The organism is Pseudomonas vranovensis (assembly GCF_040438935.1).
In the GTDB taxonomy this organism is placed as follows: domain Bacteria; phylum Pseudomonadota; class Gammaproteobacteria; order Pseudomonadales; family Pseudomonadaceae; genus Aquipseudomonas; species Aquipseudomonas vranovensis.
Window position 1 is genome coordinate 270,452 of the sequence record NZ_CP159259.1, and the last position, 15,900, is coordinate 286,351.

Genomic DNA, 15,900 nt, shown 5'->3' on the forward strand with positions numbered 1-15,900 from the left:
AGCCTAGGTAGACGCGGTGTCACCCCCATGAACCTTTGGTGATGCTTGTATGACACCCCCAAGGAGCGCTTCGATGGCCTGGCTGCAACGACTCAACGACCCACAGCGACATTCCCTGGCGGCCAACCTGGCCGACACCTACGCCAGCCTGCTGGCGCGCCTGGGCACGGTCAGCCCGTTCGAGCTGGCGGTGCTCGGGGCCCGCGCCATGCCGACGCCGGGGCTGGCCTTCCTGATCGGCTACCAGGCGGCCCTGCGTGTGCTCTGGCCCAGTGCCCCGGCGAGCCTGGGCGCCTTGTGTGCCAGTGAACGACGCAGCGTACGCCCCGCCGACATGCAGGTACGCCTGGATGACCTGCGCCTGACCGGCAGCAAGGATTTTGTCACCGCCGGGCTGGATGCCGACTGGTTGCTGGTGGCGGCGCGCAGCGAGCCTGCGGGCGAGTCACCGCAATTGAGCCTGGCGGTGGTCTATCCCGGTGAGCCAGGAGTACGGCTGGAACCGTTGCCGGCCCTGCCACTGATGCCGGAAGTGGGCCACGCCCGTCTGCACCTGGACCAGGCCTTGTGCGAGCGTCTGGCCGGTGATGGCTGGGATGCTTACGTCAAGCCTTTCCGCTCCCTCGAAGACCTTTATGTGCTCAGTGCCCTGTGCGCCTGGCTGTATGGTGTCGGCCAGGACAGCGGGTGGCCGCAAGGGCTGCAGTTGCGCCTGATCGGCCTGCTGGGGGGCTGCGCCGAGGGCAGTCGGCAGTGCGCCGATTCCAGCGCCTGCCATTTGCTGCTGGGTGGTCTGTTTGCCCAGTTTGCAGCCCTCAAGGATGAGATCAACCAGGCGCTGGGCAGCAGTGGCGGTGAGTGGGCGGCGCTGTGGCAGCGCGACCAGGGCTTGCTGGAAATCGCCAGTGCGGCGCGAGCCAAGCGCCTGGCCAAGGCCTGGGCCAACGCCGGTCTGTCATGATGGGGCGCTAGGCTGGACGGATCCTGGCCTTGAGTGACGCTCCATGAACGCCACACTGCTGGGCATGTTGCTCGGCTTTTCGATCACTAGCACCGTAGCTTTGGGGCAAGAGCGCTGGCCGGTTCCGGACTGGCAACTGGCGCCGGACAGCAACAGTGCTGCCTGGGGCGAGGTGCAGGCCTACGCATTTGCCCCCCGCAACGATCACACCCGGGCAGGCGTACGCACCGATGCCCTGCTGGTGATCAGGGACGGACGCATTGTCTATGAGCACTATGCGCCACCGTCCTCTGCTGCGACCCCTCACCTGACCTGGTCGATCAGCAAGAGCGTGCTGGCTACCGTGCTGGGTGTTGCTCGGCGAGAGGGGCGGTTTGCCCTTGACGACCCGGTCGCCCGCTATTACCCGGTGATGCAAACCCATCCCGACGTTCGTATTGAGGATCTGCTGCACTGGGCCAGCGGTCTGGCTTGGCAGGAAGACTATGAGTACGCCCCGCTCAAGTCTTCGGTGGTGGCCATGCTCTACACCCGTGGGCGAGGTGACATGGCTGGCTACACCGCAGCCCGGCGCGGCGCCATTGAGCCGGGCCAGCGCTTCCTCTATTCCAGTGGTGACAGCAACGTGCTGGCGGCAGCCTTGCGTGGAATCGTCGGCGAGCAAGGCTACGGCGATTATCCCTGGCAAGCGCTGTTCATCCCGCTGGGTATCGAGTCGGCGGTCTGGGAACGGGATACCAGCGGCACCCTGGTCGGCTCGTCGTACCTGTATATGAGTGCCCGTGATCTGGCGCGCATCGGTTTGTTGATGCTGCGGGATGGGCGCTGGCAATCGCAGCAGGTGCTGCATCGCGACTGGGTGGCGTTCAATCGCAGGTTGTTTACCCATGCCAAGGCCTTGCCTGGTGAAGCCAGCCCGGGTGGCCATTGGTGGCTCAATCAACCCTTGGCCGGCAGCGGGCGGCCCTGGCCGGACGCCCCGGCCGATACCTTTGCAGCGCTGGGGCATTGGGGGCAGGGCTTGTACGTGGTGCCGCAGGAGCAGTTGGTGATCGTGCGCTACGCCGATGACCGTGACGCACAGTTCCAGCACAATGAACTGCTCAAGCGCGTGCTGGCCGTGCGCGCCGAGGACCGACAATGAAGCGCTTCCTGCTGGTACTGGGACTACTGGCGGGGGCCTGGGGCTGGTACGAGCGCCAGGCGCTGGCGGACTTTCCCGGCATCCTCAGCGCCTACTCGGCCAAGGAGTACTGCTCGTGCCGCTTTGTCATGGGCTTCGATGCGCCGTATTGCCGAGGGTATGTAAGTCAGTACCTGCCCTTGAGCCGCCTTGATGAAGATACCCCGGCCCGTGTTGTGACGGCTGTCGGGCTGGGGGTTGCAAATACAGCCAGGTGGCGCGGTGTACGTGAGGGCTGTGGCTTGCTGCCGTGAAGGCAGCCGGGTAAGGTTGACGGCCTCTGTGTTTCAGGATTTCTCATGTTCTCTCTGCCCCGTCTTCTGTTGGCCGCGCTCGCCTTTGTGAGCCTCTCGGCCCAGGCCAACTGGCACCTGGATGGCGAATCGTCACGCCTGTCGTTCATCTCCAGCAAAAATGGCGATACCGCCGAAGTTCACCGCTTCCTGGTATTGCACGGCAAGGTCGACCGCAAAGGCGCGGCCGAGCTGATGATCGAAATGGACTCCAACAGCAGCGGTGTGCCGCTGCGCGACGAGCGCATGCGCAAGGACCTGTTCGAGTTCGCGCGCTTCCCGGAGGCCAATGTCTATGCGCAGATCGACCTGCGCCCGATCAACGACCTGGCCAATGGTGCCCAGGTTGAGCTGCGCCTGCCGGTGACCGTCAAGCTGCACGGCAAGGAGCACAGCTACAACGCCTTGCTGCTGGCTACGCGCCTGGATGAGCGGCGCTTCCAGGTGGTGACCCTGGAACCGCTGATGGTGCGCGCCGAAGACTTCGATCTGGTGCCGGGCCTTGAAGCGCTGCGCAAGATGGCCGGACTCAAATCCATCAGCCCCTCGGTGCCGGTGTCTGCGGTGCTGATCTTCACGGCGCGCTGATATGGCCGGACCGGTCTTCCCCTGGCGAGACGGCAACCGGTTCGAGTTATTGATCGACGGCCCCGAGTTTTTCCCCCGCATGCTCACCGCTATTGTGCGGGCCGAGCAGCAGGTCGATCTGGAGTTGTACCTGGTAGAGGCAGGCGCCTGTGCCGAGGCCATGGTGCAAGTATTGGTGAATGCCGCCGAACGCGGCGTACAGGTGCGTTGCCTGTTCGATGACTACGGCGCCCTGGCCTTCACCCTCAGCCTTCGCCAGCGCCTGATCGCGGCTGGCGTGGAGCTGCGCTGGTACAACCGTCTGCGCTGGCGCCGCGGCTTTCGCAACCTCTATCGTGATCACCGCAAGTTGCTTCTGGTTGATCAGTCCTGGGCGGTGGTGGGCGGTACCGGTGTCACTGACCAGTTCTGGGTACCGGACGAGGACGTCAGCGAATGGCACGAAGTGATGGTGCAGATGGAAGGGCCGCTGGTAGCCGACTGGCAGATGCTCTTCGATCGCCAGTGGCGCGCCAACCTGCGTCGCACCGCCTGGCGCCCACCCACTCATTTCGGCTTGCCGCGCTTGCCCCATGTGCCCGACAGCGGCCAGGGCATGGGCCGAGTGGCCTATGCAGATGCCCGTCAGCATCGGGATATCCTGCAGTCACTGGTGCGGGCGTTGAACAGCGGTCAACGACGGATCTGGTTGGCCACTCCGTATTTCCTGCCGACCTGGAAAGTGCGTCGGTCCCTGCGTCGTGCAGCGGCCAGGGGGGTGGATGTGCGCCTGTTGCTGACCGGTCCGCGCACCGATCACCCTTCGGTACGCTATGCAGGGCATCGCTATTACCCGCGGCTGCTGCGTGCCGGGGTGACCATCTATGAGTACCAGCCGTGCTTCCTGCACCTGAAAATGGTACTGGTGGACGACTGGGTCAGCATTGGCTCATGCAACTTCGACCACTGGAACCTGCGCTTCAACCTTGAGGCCAACGTCGAGGCATTGGACCCGCCGTTGACGGCAGCGGTGGCGGCGAGCTTCGAGCGCGACTTTGCCCAGAGCCTGTGTATCGACCTTGAACACTGGCATGCGCGGCCGTTGTGGAAACGAGCGCAGCAGCGCTTGTGGGGGTGGCTGGATCGCTTGGTGGTCAACCTGCTGGATCGGCGGGATTGATGTAGGCGCGGGCAAAAAAAACGGCAGGGGTATGGCCCCCGCCGTTTTTTTATCTTCGCAAACCTTGAGGTTTACTTCACTTCCACCGCCAGGCTCTGGGCGATCTTGTTTTGCCAGATCGCAGGACCAGTGATGTGTACCGACTCACCATTGCTGTCGACAGCAACGGTCACCGGCATGTCCTTGACCTCGAACTCGTAGATCGCTTCCATGCCCAGTTCGGCAAAGGCCAGGACCGTGGACTTCTTGATCGCCTGGGCGACCAGGTAGGCAGCGCCACCGACGGCCATCAGGTACACGGCCTTGTTGTCCTTGATCGCTTCGATGGCGGTCGGGCCACGCTCGGACTTGCCAATCATGCCCAGCAGGCCGGTCTGTTCAAGGATCTGGCGGGTGAACTTGTCCATCCGCGTAGCGGTGGTCGGACCGGCCGGGCCCACTACTTCGTCGCCTACCGGATCAACCGGGCCAACGTAGTAGATGAAGCGACCCTTGAGGTCGACCGGCAGTTCCTCGCCCTTGTTGAGCATCTCGACCATGCGCTTGTGCGCAGCGTCGCGACCGGTGAGCATCTTGCCGTTGAGCAGGATGGTCTCGCCCGGCTTCCAGCTCTGTACGTCTTCCGGGGTCAGGGTGTCGAGGTTGACGCGGCGAGCCGATGGACCCGCTTCCCAGACGATTTCCGGGTAAGCGTCCAGCGACGGCGCTTCCAGGTCGGCCGGGCCCGAGCCGTCGAGCACGAAGTGGGCGTGACGGGTGGCGGCACAGTTGGGGATCATGCACACCGGCAACGAGGCGGCGTGAGTCGGGTAGTCCATGATCTTGACGTCGAGCACGGTGGTCAGGCCGCCCAGGCCCTGGGCACCGATGCCCAGCTGGTTGACCTTCTCGAACAGCTCCAGGCGGATCTCTTCGATTCGGTTCTGCGGGCCACGGGCCTTGAGCTCGTGAATGTCGATGGATTCCATCAACACTTCCTTGGCCATGACCGCGGCTTTCTCGGCGGTACCGCCGATGCCGATGCCGAGCATGCCTGGTGGGCACCAGCCAGCACCCATGGTCGGAACGGTCTTCAGTACCCAGTCGACGATCGAGTCGGACGGGTTGAGCATGGCCATTTTCGACTTGTTCTCGGAACCGCCGCCCTTGGCCGCCACGTCCACTTCCACGGTATTGCCCGGGACGATGGAGTAGTGGATGACCGCCGGGGTGTTGTCCTTGGTGTTCTTGCGCGCACCTGCCGGGTCGGCAAGGATGGACGCACGCAGGACGTTCTCTGGCAGGTTGTAGGCGCGGCGCACGCCTTCGTTGATCATGTCGTCCAGGCTCATGGTCGCGCCATCCCAGCGCACGTCCATACCCACGCGCACGAACACGGTGACGATACCGGTGTCCTGGCAGATCGGGCGGTGGCCGGTGGCGCACATGCGCGAGTTGATCAGGATCTGGGCGATGGAGTCGCGCGCGGCAGGCGACTCTTCACGCAGGTAGGCCTCATGCATGGCCTGGATGAAGTCAACGGGGTGGTAGTACGAAATGAACTGCAGGGCGTCGGCAACGCTCTGAATCAGGTCGTCTTGCTTGATCACGGTCATGCAGCGCGCTCCTCTTAAAGACGGGAACATTCAATAAGGTATTCCGACGCGGACAGGCCGAGGTGTCGAAACGACCTTTCACGGCGCGACGACGGACAGGCCGGCGGCGCAAAAAGGCGCGGCAGTATAGCGCGCATCCGTGCCCGGCACACCTGCGAGTGGTCTGGACGAAGGTCGGCTGCCGGTGGGCACCCTTTTTGCGTGCCAGCGCGGGGCTTTGCCCCTAAAGTGGCGGTTGGCCATGGTGATTGCGAGCGGGAGACGATCAATGCCTGAACTCTGTGTGGGCGAGCGCTGCTGGACGGTGCCGGCGGGCAGCAACCTGCTCGACGCGCTGAACGGCGGTGGATGCTTGGTGCCCTACAGTTGTCGGGCCGGTAGCTGCCACGCCTGCCTGGTGCGCTGCCTTGACGGCGAGCCGGGCGATGCGTTGCCCGGTGCCTTGGGTGCGGACAAGCGCGAGCAGGGCTGGCGCCTGGCCTGCCAGTGCCAGGTTGTAGATGACCTGCGGGTGGCGGTGTTCGATCCGCAGCACGACGGGTTGCCGGCTCGTGTAAGTGAGGTGCAGTGGCTGAGCGCCGGGGTATTGCGCCTGCGTCTGCAGCCTGAGCGCCCCTTGCGCTACCGGGCCGGGCAGCACCTGGTGCTGTGGAGTGCGCAGGGTGTGGCCCGGCCGTACTCGTTGGCCAGCATGCCCGGCGAAGAGCCATTTCTGGAGTTTCACCTCGATTGTCGCCATCCCGGTGCCTTCTGTGACGAGGCGCGTCAGTTGCAGGCCGGTGACGCAGTGCGGCTGGGCGAGCTGCGAGGCGGGGCGCTGCACTACGATGCCGACTGGCAGGAGCGCCCGCTGTGGTTGCTGGCAGCGGGCACGGGGTTGGCGCCGCTCTGGGGCATTGCGCGCGAGGCCTTGCGCCAGGAGCACCACGGGCCGATGCGGTTGTTGCACCTGGCCCACGACAATCAGGCGCACTACCTGGCTGGCGAGCTTGCAGCGCTGGCTGGGCGCCATCCGCAACTTCAGGTCGAACTGTTGACCCCGCAGACGCTGCCCCAGGCGCTGGCAGCCTTGCGGTTGCAATCCAGGCAGACCATTGCGCTGGCGTGTGGCTCGCCCGCCAGCGTCGAGCAATTTGCCCGCCGATTGTTCCTGGCCGGCTTGCCGCGCAACCAGCTGTTCGCCGATACGTTCACAGGCCGCGCCTGAACGGCAGGCATAAAAAAACCGCAGCACAGGCTGCGGTTTTCAGGCTGCGAAGGCCTGATCAGACCAGCGAATCACCGACATGCAGGATCTTCATGCCGTTGGTGCCACCGATGGTGTGGTAGCTGTCGCCTTTGGTCAGGATCACCCAGTCACCTGGCTCGACCAGGCCGCGCTTGAGCAGCTCGTCCACCGCCGCCTGGCTGACTTTTTCCGCCGGCAGGGCCGCCGGGTCGAAGGCAATCGGGTAGACGCCGCGGAACATCGAGGCGCGTGCCTGGGTGGCGCGGTGCGGGGACAGGGCGAAGATCGGCACGTGCGAACGCAGGCGCGACATGATCAGCGGGGTGTAGCCACTTTCGGTGAGGGCGATGATCGCCTTGACGCCTGGGAAGTGGTTGGCCGTGTACATGGCTGCCAGGGCGATGCTTTCGTCGCAACGCTCGAAGCGGGTGTGCAGGCGGTGGCTGGACTTCTGGTTGGTCGGGTGCTTTTCAGCGCCCTGGCAGATGCGGGCCATGGCCTGTACGGCTTCGATCGGGTAGGCGCCGGCGGCGCTTTCGGCCGAGAGCATGACCGCATCGGTGTTATCCAGCACGGCGTTGGCGACGTCCGACACTTCGGCGCGGGTCGGCATCGGGTTCTGGATCATCGACTCCATCATCTGGGTGGCGACGATCACGGCCTTGTTGTTGCGGCGGGCGTGCTGAATGATCTTTTTCTGGATCGCGATCAGCTCGGCGTCGCCGATCTCTACGCCCAGGTCACCACGGGCAACCATTACTGCGTCACTGGCGGCGATCAGGCCGTCGAGGGTTTCATCGTCGGCGACCGCTTCGGCGCGCTCGATCTTGGCCACCAGCCAGGCGCTGCCACCGGCTTCGTCACGCAGGCGACGGGCGTATTCCATGTCGCTTGCGTCACGCGGGAAGGAAACGGCCAGGTAGTCCAGGTCCATTTCTGCAGCCAGCTTGATGTCGGCCTTGTCTTTTTCAGTCAGGGCAGGAGCGGTCAAGCCGCCACCTTTACGGTTGATGCCTTTGTGGTCGGACAGCGGACCGCCGATCAATACCGAGCAGTGCAGGGAGTCGGCAGTGGCGGTTTCAACACGCATCACCACGCGGCCGTCGTCGAGCAGCAACTCGTCGCCGACGCCGCAATCCTTGACCAGGTCCGGATAGTCGATACCGACGATTTCCTGGGTACCTGCGGTCAGCGGGTGAGCGGTGGAGAAGGTGAAGCGATCACCGACTTTGAGTTCGATGCGCTTGTTGGCGAATTTGGCAATACGAATCTTCGGACCTTGCAGGTCGCCCAGCAGCGCCACGTGGCGACCCAGGCGCGCAGCGATCTCACGGATCAGGCGGGCGCGGGCTTTATGCTCATCGGGGGTGCCGTGAGAGAAGTTCAGGCGGGCGACATCCAGGCCGGCAAGGATCAGTTGCTCGATAACTTCCGGCGAGTTGCTGGCGGGGCCAAGGGTGGCGACGATTTTGGTACGGCGGATGGTCATGCACAGACTCCTATAGTGAAGCGCAGCGAAAGGCTACTCTGGAATTTCGCTGTAGTCATTGTTCCTTTGCACTACCTGCCCGCAGGCCAGGGGGGCGTTTGAACGGTGCCAGGCTTTGGCAGCGACTTCAAATGCAAGTGGAGACGATGTAGCCGCTGGCGATTGCCTGCGATCGACCGCGCAGCGGTCGTGGTTCACGACAGTTGCGCCTACAGAATTTCAGGGTTGGGCCGATACACTGTCCATTGAAGGAGATTCCCCCATGCGAGCCTTGATTGTTCTAGCCCTGGCCACCAGTGTCGTTGGCTGCACCCGCTGGTCGATGGACCATCACCTGAACAATGCCTACCGCGCCTATGATCGCGGCGATTGCGAGAAGGTGATGCTTGAACTGTCCCAGGTCGACCGTACCAGCCGCGCCCGGCCGTTCATTCATCCGGAAGTGTCGATGCTGCGAGGCCAGTGCCTGGAGCGTCAGAAGCTTTATGTCGATGCGGCGCAGACCTACCTGTACCTCATCCAGCGCTACCCGCAGAACGAATACGCCTACCGTGCCCGGGCTCGTTTGCAGACCCTGGAGCAGTTGGGCCACTTCCGCAGTGGCGAGACGGCCATTGCCCGTCCCACCACGACTACGCCTTGGCGTTAATACCAATGTGTGTCCTCGCGGCTGTGACGCAGGGGTAGGATTGGACTAAGCTTGAAGGTGACGTATCCGCGTTCCAGCCGCACTAGCGCGGCCCTGCTATAAGGGTCTTCGACAGCGATTCCGACCATGCTTCACGAGCGCCACATCGAGCGTCATCAGCTCCCTTACTACCTCAAGGTCTTCAACCGCTTTACCGACCAGCCCATTGGCTACCTGGGGAACGTGTCCGAAGACGGCCTGATGCTGATCAGCCAGCTACGGATGCTGATCGGCCCGGATTTCGAGTTGCAACTCAAAGTGCCTGGCCATGATGGTGAGCTGCACCTGATCGACCTCACCGCCAGTTGCCTGTGGAGCCATGAAGACCAGACGCCGGGTCACTATGATTCCGGGTTCATGTTGTTGCAGGCCCCGCGTGAATACGCGCAGTTAGTCAAAGCCTTGCATCATTACTTCAGCTTTCTGCCGTTGAACGCTTCGGCCTGAGACTGGCCGTGACGGGCCAGTGGCCCTAGACTCTGGACGATCTTCTGTTCAGGAACGCCCCGTGAGCTCCAGCATCTTCTGGCACGACTACGAAACCACTGGCATCAACCCGTGTTGCGATCGCCCCTTGCAAGTGGCCGGTGTGCGCACCGACCTCGAGCTGAACGAGATCGAGGCGCCAATCAACCTTTATTGCCAACCCAGCGACGATATCCTGCCGCATCCGGCGGCATGCCTGGTCACTGGTATTACCCCGGCACAACTGGCAAGCCAAGGCTTGAGCGAAGCCGAGTTCATGACCCGTGTGCATGCCGAACTGGCGCGTCCAGGCACGTGCGGGGCGGGTTACAACAGTCTGCGCTTCGATGACGAAGTCACGCGCTACAGCCTGTACCGCAACTTTTTCGACCCCTACGCCCGCGAATGGCAGGGCGGCAACAGCCGCTGGGACCTGATCGATGTGGTGCGCACCGCCTATGCGCTGCGCCCTGACGGCATTGTCTGGCCTGAGCAGGAGGGGCGTACCAGTTTGCGCCTGGAACTTCTGACCGCTGCCAACGGTATTGACCATGGTCAGGCCCATGAGGCCCTCAGCGATGTAAGGGCAACCATTGCACTGGCAAAACTGATCCGCCAGAAACAGCCCAAGCTGTATGAGTGGCTGTTTCAATTACGCAGTAAACAGAAAGTCCTCGATCAGGTTCGTCTACTCCAACCCCTGGTACATATTTCCGGACGTTTCTCTGCGGCGCGACATTATTTGGGTGTTGTTTTGCCGTTGGCCTGGCATCCACGCAACCGCAATGCCTTGATCGTCTGCGATCTGCAAATGGACCTGCAACCCTTGTTGCAGGAGGAAGGCGATGCATTGCGTCAGCGCTTATACACCCGGCGGGAAGAAATGCCTGAAGGGCAATTACCGGTTCCTCTGAAGTTGGTGCATATCAATCGCTGTCCGGTGGTGGCGCCGTTGAATGTATTGCGCCCTGAGGATCAACAGCGCCTGGGGCTGGATATGTCCTTGTTTGAAGTGCGGGCATCCGGCCTGGTGGCGGCGCAGGCAAATTGGCAGGACAAGTTGCAGACTATCTACAGCGAGGAGGCGTTTGCCCCGTGTGAAGATCCCGAGCAGCAGTTGTATGACGGATTTATTGGAGACCGTGATCGTCGCTTGTGCGAGCAAGTGCGTACGGTGGACCCGCATCAATTGGGGCAGGGGCACTGGATGTTCGATGACGAGCGATTGCCCGAATTACTGTTTCGTTACCGCGCCCGTAATTTTATCGAGACCTTGAATGAACAGGAGCGTCAACGTTGGCAACTGTTTTGCCAGCAGCGCCTGACCAACCCTCAGATGGGCGCGCCCAACACGCTGGGCGATTTCGAGCAAGCCTTGCAGGGCTGCTGGGATCAAGCCGATGCCTCCCAGCGTGAGTTGCTCGGCCACTGGCGCACTCACGCCCAGGCGCTGAAGTTGCAGTTCGGTATTTAAGCGATATTGAGCGGCCTGGTCAGACCCAATGAAATAAAAAAACGCCAGCATGCTGGCGTTTTTTAGTGGCGTAACATTTGGTCACGCGGTCGGGCAATTAGCCCAACAGGGTTGCCCAGCTTTCAACCTCATCGCCACCCCACTTGGCTTTCCACTCTTTCAGGGTTTTGTGGTTGCCGCCTTTGGTTTCGATGACTTCACCGTTGTGCGGGTTTTTGTATTGCTTGACCTTGCGCGCGCGCTTGGTGCCGGTGGTTTTAACTGCGCCACGTGGGGCTTTGTTCAGTTTGGCTTCCGGGTCCAGCAGGGCAATGATGTCACGCAGCGACTTCGAATATTCGCCCATCAGTGCGCGCAGTTTGCCTTCAAATTCCAGTTCGGTTTTCAGCTTGTCGTCTTGCGACAGGTTCTGCAAACGGGCCTGCAGTTCTTTGATGGCTTCTTCGGTGGCGCGATATTCGTTGATCAGGGACATGTGGCGTTCCTTGGGAATTGAGGTATCAGGTCGACAGTGGGCCAATAATAGTCAGAGCGTACTGCCAAGTAAACATTAAACTTGGCAATTAGCCGGTGCCGCGTTAAATCGACACGATAGATTTCATTAAGAAAAATTTACAAACTAAGACATTCGGATAATGCCTAACTTAACCGCCATGCAGCATGTAACGGGGGCTCGGGCCTGATGCGCTGCTGGCGGGCCGGGCGACAGGGCGCGTGCATTGCCTACTGCAGTTTTTCCGGGCACTCGCTAGAATGTGCGCCTTTGCGAAGTTTCTGGAGTCTCATTCATGCGCACCTACCGGCTGGTGATTGCTTGCCCCGACCGCGTTGGCATCGTCGCCAAAGTCAGTAATTTTCTGGCGTCCTATAACGGCTGGATCAACGAAGCGAGCCATCACTCCGATGAGCAGAGCGGTTGGTTCTTCATGCGCCACGAAATCCGCGCACAGACCCTGCCATTTGGTATCGAGGCGTTTCGCGAGGCGTTTGCGCCGATTGCCGAAGAGTTCTCCATGGTCTGGCGTATTACCGACACCGATCAGAAAAAGCGCGTGGTGCTGATGGCCAGCCGTGAGTCTCACTGCCTGGCCGACCTGTTGCACCGCTGGCACGCCAAGGAGCTGGACTGCGATATCCCGTGCGTCATTTCCAACCACAACGATCTGCGCAGCATGGTCGAGTGGCACGGTATTCCGTTTTTCCACGTCCCGGTCGATCCGCAAGACAAACAGCCGGCCTTCGCCGAGGTCTCGCGCCTGGTCAAGGAACACGGCGCCGATGTCGTGGTGCTGGCCCGCTACATGCAGATCCTGCCACCACAGCTGTGCCAGGAGTATGCCCAGCAGGTCATCAACATTCACCACAGCTTCTTGCCGTCGTTCGTCGGTGCCAAGCCGTACCACCAGGCGTCGCTGCGTGGGGTGAAGCTGATTGGCGCTACCTGCCACTATGTGACCGAAGAGCTGGACGCCGGCCCGATCATCGAGCAGGACGTGGTGCGCGTCAGCCACAGCGACAGTATCGAGGACATGGTGCGTTTCGGCCGTGACGTCGAGAAAATGGTCCTGGCCCGGGGCCTGCGCTATCACCTGGAAGACCGCGTGCTGGTTCATGGCAACAAGACGGTGGTCTTCAACTAAGACCGCCGCATGGAGGTTGCAACATGGCCGATCCCCTCGACAAGGCAACCTCCAAGGCCCCGCCGACCCTTGGCGAGGGCTGCCTCAGCCGCTACGACCCGGATGCACTCGACAGCGAGGACGGCACCGACTTTCCCGGTGCCGCCGAGCTTTGGGAGCAGGTCAAGCCTTCTCGCGACGAACCCGTGTCTGGTTGAAGCGCAAGCGCTCCAGTAGCGGGCGTCCCAGCAGGTAGAGAAACACCGGGCCGCCCGCGATCAAATAGAAGTAATAGGTCACCGCGCGCCAGATCAGAATCGCCGCCGCTGCAGTCGATTTGCCCACGAGGGGCGTCAGCAAGGTAGCCGATGTCAGTTCGGCGGCGCCGGCACCGCCTGGCAACAGGCTGAACTGCCCAGCGCTGAGCGAGAGCATCTGCACCAGAAAGCTCAGTACCCATTGCACGTCTACGCCCAGCCCGCGCAGGGCCAGGTACAGCACGCTATAGCGCAACCCCCAATGCACGCAGGTCAGGGCGAATACCAGCGTGAGCGTACGTTTGGGCAGGCGCCAGGTGTCGGCCAGGGCGCGGAAGAAGTGCAGCACTTTGCGCGTCCAGCGCCGACGTCGCGGCGCCGATATCTTCAGCCGGCGCAACAGTCGCCCATTGACCCGCAGCAACGCCCGCCGACATTTCACCAGCGCTACTCCAGCCACCAGCATTCCGAACATCAGCAGCGCGCTGCCCGCCAACATGCCTTCGAGGCTTCGACCCAGGCTGTGGAACAGGGCATAGCCGGCAATCCCCAGCATGGCGCAGAGAAAGAACAGTAAATCGTTGATCTGGTCGGCGGCAAACACCGCCCCGCTGCGAGCGGGGCCGATCCGGTCACGGGCCAGCAGAGCCATCAGGGCCAGTGGCCCGCCGCTGCCGCCTGGGGTGGTGCAGATGGCAAACTCGGTGGCCATGATCACCCCCAGGCTTCGTACACGGCCCAGATTCGACCCCTGGCTGCCGAGTAACAGCCGCAGGCGGATGGCATTGATGATCCAGCAGAGCAGGATCATGCCCAGCAAGCCAAGCATCAGCCCGGGCGCAAAGGCACGCAGGCGGGTCAGCAGGTCGCTGCCACCGAGCAACGCCGGTACCAGCAGCGCAAGGATGAGCGCAAAGAGCAACCACGCCAGGCGCTTCACGATGCCAGCCAGGCTGATTTGGTCAGGGGAGTACGGCCTTGTTGCAACAACTGCTGCAAGGTTCGCATCCAGTACTGGCGGGAAAAACCGTGGCGCATATCTACCGGGTGCAAGCCCAGGCGAATCACGGGGGCTTGCTCAAGGCGCGCGGCCTGAAGCTCGCAGGCAATCCGCGACAATCCCCGTCGCCAGCTGCTGCGGGCACTCCACACAAGTCCGGGGGCCGCGACGGGGGAGAAGTGCGGCAATCGATAGAGGTGACGCGGGTCACTGGTGTACTGCAACGGCAGCCTCCGCAGGGCCTGGCGAGTGCCCTCGCTCATCAACCAGGCCGGGGCGACGAAGCCTGCCAACGGCCAGTCGAATCGCTCGAACAGCGCCATGCCGGCCTGCAAGCGCTCCAGGGCAGTCGCCTGGTCGAGGCTATAGAACTCGCCTTCGTGGGTGTAGACGCGACGCATGAACCAGTTACCCGGCGAGTGCGGGGCCGGGCTGTCATCTAGGTGGTAATAGCCATGCAGGACCAGTTCGTCACCGCGATGCAGGCGCCAGTCCAGCAGTCGGCGAAAATGTTTGGCCTGTATCAGCGGGTCGCGCTTGTGAAAGTCGGGTACCACCAGCCAGGTCAGGGGGATGTTGCCCAAGGCATCCACTGCTTCGACGAATGGCTGGTAGTCCGGCCAGGTATGGGGCGCCACGTCGTGCAGCACCAGCAGCAGGCTGCGTCGGCTGTCAGTAAGGTCAGGCATGGGCACGTACCGGCAGGCTATAGCCGAGCACCGCACGGTAGTGGGCCAGCAGGCCGTTGACCACCGTGTCCCAGGCGTAATGCTGCTCGGCATGCAGGCGTCCTTGTTGGCCAAGCTGCGCGGCGCCTTGCTCGAAAACCTCCCGCACGGCCCTGGCCATGGCCAAGCCGTCATTGGGTTGGCACAGGCGGCCGAAGCGCTCGTCGACAATTTCCTCGAATGCGCCGGCCGCTACCGCAATCACCGGAATTGCACTGGCCATGGCCTCGAGAATCACCAGGCCGAAGGTCTCCTGATCGCCGGCATGGACCAGGGCATCGGCGCTGGCCAGTAGCCGCGCGACTTCATTGGCGGGGCAGAAGTGGTCGATGACTGTGACATTGGCTGGAACCATGGCGGGCATGTGCGAGCCGACCAGCAACAGGTGATAGTGCTTGCCCAGGCGCCTCATGCAGTCGAGCAGCACCGGCAGGTTTTTCTCTCGCGAGCCGCGGCCTGCAAACACCAGCAGGTGGGTGTTGTCGGCAATTTTCAACTGTTGGCGCACCGTGTTATCGCGGTGACGCGGGTGAAAGGCCGTGAGGTCGACGCCCAGGCGTTGTACATGAACGTTGTCGATACCCAGGCCTCGCAGTTTGTTGGCCATCACCTGGCTTGGGGCCAGGACCCGGTCGAAATTGCCGTACAGCTTGCTGACATAGGCTTCGACATTGGGAGTGAACCAGTTACCCATGCGGTTGCTGACCAGCAGCGGCAGATCGGAATGATAAAAGCCGATCACCGGCACATCGAGCTGGCGCCGCGCATCCAGGGCCGCCCAGGCGGTCAGGTAGGGGTCGCCGACCTCGATCAGGTCGGGTTGCAGATCGTGCAGCACGTTGCGCCAGGGGGCCAGGCGCAACGGGAAGCGGTAACCGTTACCGAAGGGCAGGGCCGGGGCGGGCACGTGGTAGATGCCATTGGCATGACTGGCGCTGGCGCCGGGAATCAACAGGCTGTGGCGGACATCGGGGGTGAGTCCAAGGCGGCGATGTTTGGCATCAAGATAAGTACGCACGCCGCCGCTGGCGGGGGCGTAGAACATGGTGATGTCAGCGATGTGCACGATCAGCATCCCTCCGAGATCGCATTCAGAGTGTGTCATCAGGCATTGGCATGCACCTGAGGACGCGCCCTAAGGTTGACCTCTGTTAAGGATAGTTTGTTCGATCG

The 15,900-nt window shown here is 62.4% G+C and carries 17 protein-coding genes; 11 read left to right on the plus strand and 6 right to left on the minus strand.

The features are described 5' to 3' along the window. The first annotated feature begins 73 nt into the window (after positions 1-73). From ABVN19_RS01305 to ABVN19_RS01325, 5 genes are read left to right on the plus strand one after another with little or no spacing between them, the layout of a single operon-like run. Positions 74-961: an acyl-CoA dehydrogenase gene (locus ABVN19_RS01305; RefSeq protein WP_105641930.1), complete on the plus strand. Its 888-nt coding sequence runs from the start codon at positions 74-76 to the stop codon at positions 959-961. Between the two features lie 43 nt (positions 962-1,004). After that, positions 1,005-2,105 carry a serine hydrolase gene (locus ABVN19_RS01310; protein WP_105641931.1) on the plus strand — a complete coding sequence of 367 codons (1,101 nt, stop codon included), beginning with the start codon at positions 1,005-1,007 and terminating at the stop codon, positions 2,103-2,105. Continuing rightward, positions 2,102-2,398 (plus strand): hypothetical protein, encoded by a 297-nt coding sequence (locus ABVN19_RS01315; RefSeq protein ID WP_028943341.1) that lies wholly within the window; start codon positions 2,102-2,104, stop codon positions 2,396-2,398. Before ABVN19_RS01310 ends, ABVN19_RS01315 begins: the two co-directional genes overlap by 4 nt. Positions 2,399-2,443: 45 nt before the next feature. Continuing rightward, on the plus strand, positions 2,444-3,025 hold the full coding sequence (locus ABVN19_RS01320) for a YceI family protein (RefSeq protein WP_028943342.1): 582 nt from the start codon (positions 2,444-2,446) through the stop codon (positions 3,023-3,025). A 1-nt stretch (position 3,026) separates the two neighbouring features. Next, positions 3,027-4,184, plus strand: a complete 1,158-nt coding sequence (locus tag ABVN19_RS01325; RefSeq protein WP_028943343.1) for a phosphatidylserine/phosphatidylglycerophosphate/cardiolipin synthase family protein — start codon at positions 3,027-3,029, stop codon at positions 4,182-4,184. A gap of 71 nt (positions 4,185-4,255) precedes the next feature. Here the strand turns inward: ABVN19_RS01325 and ABVN19_RS01330 are convergent, their stop codons facing one another. Beyond that, complete coding sequence (locus ABVN19_RS01330; protein ID WP_105641932.1) at positions 4,256-5,779, minus strand: fumarate hydratase; 1,524 nt, start codon at positions 5,777-5,779, stop codon at positions 4,256-4,258. 268 nt (positions 5,780-6,047) lie between these two features. Here ABVN19_RS01330 and ABVN19_RS01335 point away from each other — a divergent pair, with 268 nt between their 5' ends. Next, positions 6,048-6,986 (plus strand): iron-sulfur-binding ferredoxin reductase, encoded by a 939-nt coding sequence (locus ABVN19_RS01335; protein ID WP_028943345.1) that lies wholly within the window; start codon positions 6,048-6,050, stop codon positions 6,984-6,986. Positions 6,987-7,044: 58 nt separating this feature from the next. On the opposite strand, the gene pyk is transcribed toward ABVN19_RS01335, so the two are convergent. Then, a complete protein-coding gene (gene pyk, locus ABVN19_RS01340; protein ID WP_028943346.1) occupies positions 7,045-8,496 on the minus strand; it encodes a pyruvate kinase in 1,452 nt (483 codons plus the stop codon). A gap of 262 nt (positions 8,497-8,758) precedes the next feature. Between pyk and ABVN19_RS01345 the strand changes: the two genes are divergently transcribed. The 3 genes from ABVN19_RS01345 to sbcB all read left to right on the plus strand — a co-directional run bounded on the left by ABVN19_RS01345 (position 8,759) and on the right by sbcB (position 11,123). Further along, on the plus strand, positions 8,759-9,145 hold the full coding sequence (locus ABVN19_RS01345; protein ID WP_028943347.1) for a hypothetical protein: 387 nt from the start codon (positions 8,759-8,761) through the stop codon (positions 9,143-9,145). Between the two features lie 126 nt (positions 9,146-9,271). After that, a complete protein-coding gene (locus ABVN19_RS01350; protein ID WP_028943348.1) occupies positions 9,272-9,631 on the plus strand; it encodes a PilZ domain-containing protein in 360 nt (119 codons plus the stop codon). Between the two features lie 61 nt (positions 9,632-9,692). Next, a complete protein-coding gene (gene sbcB / locus ABVN19_RS01355; protein ID WP_105641933.1) occupies positions 9,693-11,123 on the plus strand; it encodes an exodeoxyribonuclease I in 1,431 nt (476 codons plus the stop codon). A gap of 97 nt (positions 11,124-11,220) precedes the next feature. Here sbcB and mvaT read toward each other — a convergent pair whose 3' ends face one another. Continuing rightward, positions 11,221-11,598, minus strand: a complete 378-nt coding sequence (mvaT, locus tag ABVN19_RS01360; protein WP_028943350.1) for a histone-like nucleoid-structuring protein MvaT — start codon at positions 11,596-11,598, stop codon at positions 11,221-11,223. 313 nt (positions 11,599-11,911) lie between these two features. Here mvaT and purU point away from each other — a divergent pair, with 313 nt between their 5' ends. Beyond that, the gene (gene purU / locus ABVN19_RS01365) at positions 11,912-12,763 is read left to right on the plus strand and encodes a formyltetrahydrofolate deformylase (protein ID WP_028943351.1); all 852 of its coding nucleotides are present in this window, start codon (positions 11,912-11,914) and stop codon (positions 12,761-12,763) included. Positions 12,764-12,786: 23 nt separating this feature from the next. Beyond that, a complete protein-coding gene (locus ABVN19_RS01370; protein WP_167332101.1) occupies positions 12,787-12,960 on the plus strand; it encodes a hypothetical protein in 174 nt (57 codons plus the stop codon). Here ABVN19_RS01370 and ABVN19_RS01375 read toward each other — a convergent pair. From ABVN19_RS01375 to ABVN19_RS01385, 3 genes are read right to left on the minus strand one after another with little or no spacing between them, the layout of a single operon-like run. Then, on the minus strand, positions 12,926-13,939 hold the full coding sequence (locus tag ABVN19_RS01375) for a lysylphosphatidylglycerol synthase transmembrane domain-containing protein (protein ID WP_028943352.1): 1,014 nt from the start codon (positions 13,937-13,939) through the stop codon (positions 12,926-12,928). The two genes, ABVN19_RS01370 and ABVN19_RS01375, sit on opposite strands and share 35 nt — an antisense overlap. Then, positions 13,936-14,688 (minus strand): polysaccharide deacetylase family protein, encoded by a 753-nt coding sequence (locus ABVN19_RS01380; protein WP_028943353.1) that lies wholly within the window; start codon positions 14,686-14,688, stop codon positions 13,936-13,938. The genes ABVN19_RS01375 and ABVN19_RS01380 overlap by 4 nt, the downstream gene beginning before the upstream one ends. Next, positions 14,681-15,802 carry a glycosyltransferase family 1 protein gene (locus ABVN19_RS01385; RefSeq protein ID WP_105641934.1) on the minus strand — a complete coding sequence of 374 codons (1,122 nt, stop codon included), beginning with the start codon at positions 15,800-15,802 and terminating at the stop codon, positions 14,681-14,683. The genes ABVN19_RS01380 and ABVN19_RS01385 overlap by 8 nt, the downstream gene beginning before the upstream one ends. Positions 15,803-15,900: the final 98 nt, after the last annotated feature.

Coding starts and splice junctions, on each gene's coding strand:
- ABVN19_RS01305 (WP_105641930.1), top strand. CDS start 74: ATGGCCTGGCTGCAACGACTCAACGACCCACAGCGACATTCCCTGGCG.
- ABVN19_RS01385 (WP_105641934.1), bottom strand. CDS start 15,802: ATGCTGATCGTGCACATCGCTGACATCACCATGTTCTACGCCCCCGCC.
- mvaT (WP_028943350.1), bottom strand. CDS start 11,598: ATGTCCCTGATCAACGAATATCGCGCCACCGAAGAAGCCATCAAAGAA.
- ABVN19_RS01310 (WP_105641931.1), top strand. CDS start 1,005: ATGAACGCCACACTGCTGGGCATGTTGCTCGGCTTTTCGATCACTAGC.
- ABVN19_RS01325 (WP_028943343.1), top strand. CDS start 3,027: ATGGCCGGACCGGTCTTCCCCTGGCGAGACGGCAACCGGTTCGAGTTA.
- ABVN19_RS01370 (WP_167332101.1), top strand. CDS start 12,787: ATGGCCGATCCCCTCGACAAGGCAACCTCCAAGGCCCCGCCGACCCTT.
- ABVN19_RS01345 (WP_028943347.1), top strand. CDS start 8,759: ATGCGAGCCTTGATTGTTCTAGCCCTGGCCACCAGTGTCGTTGGCTGC.
- ABVN19_RS01320 (WP_028943342.1), top strand. CDS start 2,444: ATGTTCTCTCTGCCCCGTCTTCTGTTGGCCGCGCTCGCCTTTGTGAGC.
- ABVN19_RS01330 (WP_105641932.1), bottom strand. CDS start 5,779: ATGACCGTGATCAAGCAAGACGACCTGATTCAGAGCGTTGCCGACGCC.
- ABVN19_RS01315 (WP_028943341.1), top strand. CDS start 2,102: ATGAAGCGCTTCCTGCTGGTACTGGGACTACTGGCGGGGGCCTGGGGC.
- pyk (WP_028943346.1), bottom strand. CDS start 8,496: ATGACCATCCGCCGTACCAAAATCGTCGCCACCCTTGGCCCCGCCAGC.
- purU (WP_028943351.1), top strand. CDS start 11,912: ATGCGCACCTACCGGCTGGTGATTGCTTGCCCCGACCGCGTTGGCATC.
- ABVN19_RS01380 (WP_028943353.1), bottom strand. CDS start 14,688: ATGCCTGACCTTACTGACAGCCGACGCAGCCTGCTGCTGGTGCTGCAC.
- ABVN19_RS01335 (WP_028943345.1), top strand. CDS start 6,048: ATGCCTGAACTCTGTGTGGGCGAGCGCTGCTGGACGGTGCCGGCGGGC.
- ABVN19_RS01350 (WP_028943348.1), top strand. CDS start 9,272: ATGCTTCACGAGCGCCACATCGAGCGTCATCAGCTCCCTTACTACCTC.